The 2,207-nt window shown below is 71.3% G+C and carries 2 protein-coding genes; one reads left to right on the top strand and one right to left on the bottom strand.

The window, feature by feature from the left end; genetic code table 11:
• Positions 1 to 142 precede the first annotated feature (142 nt).
• Positions 143 to 1,195 (top strand): LuxR C-terminal-related transcriptional regulator, encoded by a 1,053-nt coding sequence (locus ACIPAE_RS26740; protein ID WP_329362498.1) that lies wholly within the window; start codon positions 143 to 145, stop codon positions 1,193 to 1,195.
• 4 nt (positions 1,196 to 1,199) lie between these two features.
• Here ACIPAE_RS26740 and ACIPAE_RS26745 read toward each other — a convergent pair whose 3' ends face one another.
• Positions 1,200 to 2,096, bottom strand: coding sequence for a proline iminopeptidase-family hydrolase (locus ACIPAE_RS26745; protein WP_329373689.1), 897 nt, complete (start codon positions 2,094 to 2,096; stop codon positions 1,200 to 1,202).
• Positions 2,097 to 2,207: the final 111 nt, after the last annotated feature.

Below are 2,207 nucleotides of genomic sequence, written 5' to 3' on the forward strand. Positions count from 1 at the left end.
CGCACCGGCTGCCCCACCCGCCGCCCTCGTCGCCGGCGCCGGCGCCGGAAACTGTGGGCGTTCGCATACCCGCCGTGCAAAGCAACCTGGAGTACGTTGACCCTCGGCATATCCAGATGCGACGGACGGGGGTCCTGTCAGGATGTCGGAGCCGGTATCTGATGAGCGGAACTGCCTCGAACTGGACGACGTCAGCGCCGCGGCCTACCGGGAAGCGATCCAGATCGGGACGTTCTCCCGCCAGGAGCTGGGCGACCGGATGGAGTTGCCGTCGGAGGAGGTCGTCAGGGCCGAACGGGTCCTGCGCCGGCTCCGGCTCCTTCAGGCGATGCCGGGCGCGCCGGACGTGCTCGTCCCGGTGAACCCGGACGTCGCCTCCGCCGATCTCGTCGGGCCGCTGGACGAGGAGGTCCACCGGATACAGAGGGCGGCGGCCGAGATCCGCAGCCAACTGCTGTCGCTCGTACCCGTGTACTTCGAGGCGCGCCGGCGGCGCAACGAGGTGGAGGCGTTCGACATCGTGTCCGACGCCGACACCGTCCAGTCGATGCTCGACCACTACCGCAGGCGGTGCCGCAGCGAGGTGCTGGACGTGCAGCCCGCCCGCCCCCGGTACGGCGCCGAGTCGGACCGGCCGGGGCCGTCGATGCTCTCCGCCCTCGAACGCGGGGTCGAGCTGCGGACGATCTACCAGCACACGGCGCGCGGTGATCTGACCACCATCGCCTACGTGCGGCAGATCACCGCCCGTGGCGCGCACGTACGCACCACGGAGGAACTCGTCGACCGGATGGTCGTCTACGACCGGGAGGTGGCCTTCCTGCCCGCGCAGTCGGCCCGGGGCGGCGGGGACGGTGCGGTCGTCGTGAAGGAGCCGAACCTGGTGGCCTTCATCTGCTCGCTCTTCAACTACTTCTGGAGCCGGTCGGTTCCGTTCGCGCCGAACACCGCGTCGCCGGCGCCGCGCACCGACGACCTCAAACGGTCGATCCTGCGGCTCATGGCGAACGGCTACAAGGACGAGATGGTGGCGCGCCGGCTCGGGATGTCGGTGCGCACCTGCCGCCGGCACATCTCCGACCTGACGGAGGAGCTGAAGGCCACGAGCCGGTTCCAGGCGGGTGTCATCGCCGCGCAGCGCGGTCTGATCGACGGCCAGCCGGAGCCCGGGGCGGGCTGGCTCGACGACAGGTGAGCGGTCACAGCCCCGCGAGGAAGGCCAGCAGGATCTCGTCGAAGCGCTCGGGCTCCTCCAGGTGGGGCAGGTGGCTGGACTCCTCCAGGATCTTCCAGCGCACGTCGGGGATCAGGTCCTGGTAGGGCTGCACGGTCGCCGGCGTCGCCTCGTCGTGGCGGCCCGAGATCAGCAGCGTCGGCACGGCGATGTCGGCGATGACGTCCTCCACGGACCAGTCGCGCAGGGTGCCGACGACGTGGAACTCGCTCGGGCCGTTCATGGCGTAGTACACGGTGGGGTCGTTGTACAGCTCGTAGAACGACGCGGTCCAGTCCCGGGGCCAGGGCTTGAGCCGGCACACGTGCCGCTCGTAGAAGGGCTGCGCGACGGCGTGGTACGCGTCGGTGTCGGTGGTGCCGGCCGCTTCGTGGCGGGCGAGTTCCTCGTCGGTGCCGGGCGGCAGTTGGGACCGCAGCACCTTCATCTCCTGCATCCACAGCGGGTAGGAGGCGGGCGAGTCGGCGATGACGAGGCCGCGCAGCCCGGCGGGGCGGGTCGAGGCGTGCTTCGCGGACAGCAGGCCGCCCCAGGACTGCCCGAACAGGATGTAGTCGTCGGCCACGCCCAGGCCGCGCAGCAGGTTGTCGAGTTCGTCGAGGAACAGCTCGACGGTCCAGAAGTCCGCGCCGGCGTCCGGCAGATGGGTGGAACCGCCGTTGCCGAGCTGGTCGTAGTGGACGACCGGCCAGCCGTGCGCGGCGAAGCCGGCCAGCCGCAGCAGGTAGTCGTGCGTGCTGCCGGGACCGCCGTGCACGGCGACCAGTGCCGGCCGGCCGGCGCCCAGCTCGCCGGTGACGCGGTACCAGGTCCGGTAGGGACCGAACGGCAGGGTTCCTCGGGCGCTCGGGGCCGGGTGCATGATGTCCATCGCCTCTCTTTGGCACGTCGGTGACACGTCGGTTCCTGACGGTGGGGGGAGGCCGGCCGGACCGGCCTCCCCCGGAGCCGCCCGCACAGGGGCGGGCGCCGC

Origin of the sequence: Streptomyces sp. NPDC087270 (assembly GCF_044744625.1) — a bacterium.
Lineage (GTDB): Bacteria > Actinomycetota > Actinomycetes > Streptomycetales > Streptomycetaceae > Actinacidiphila.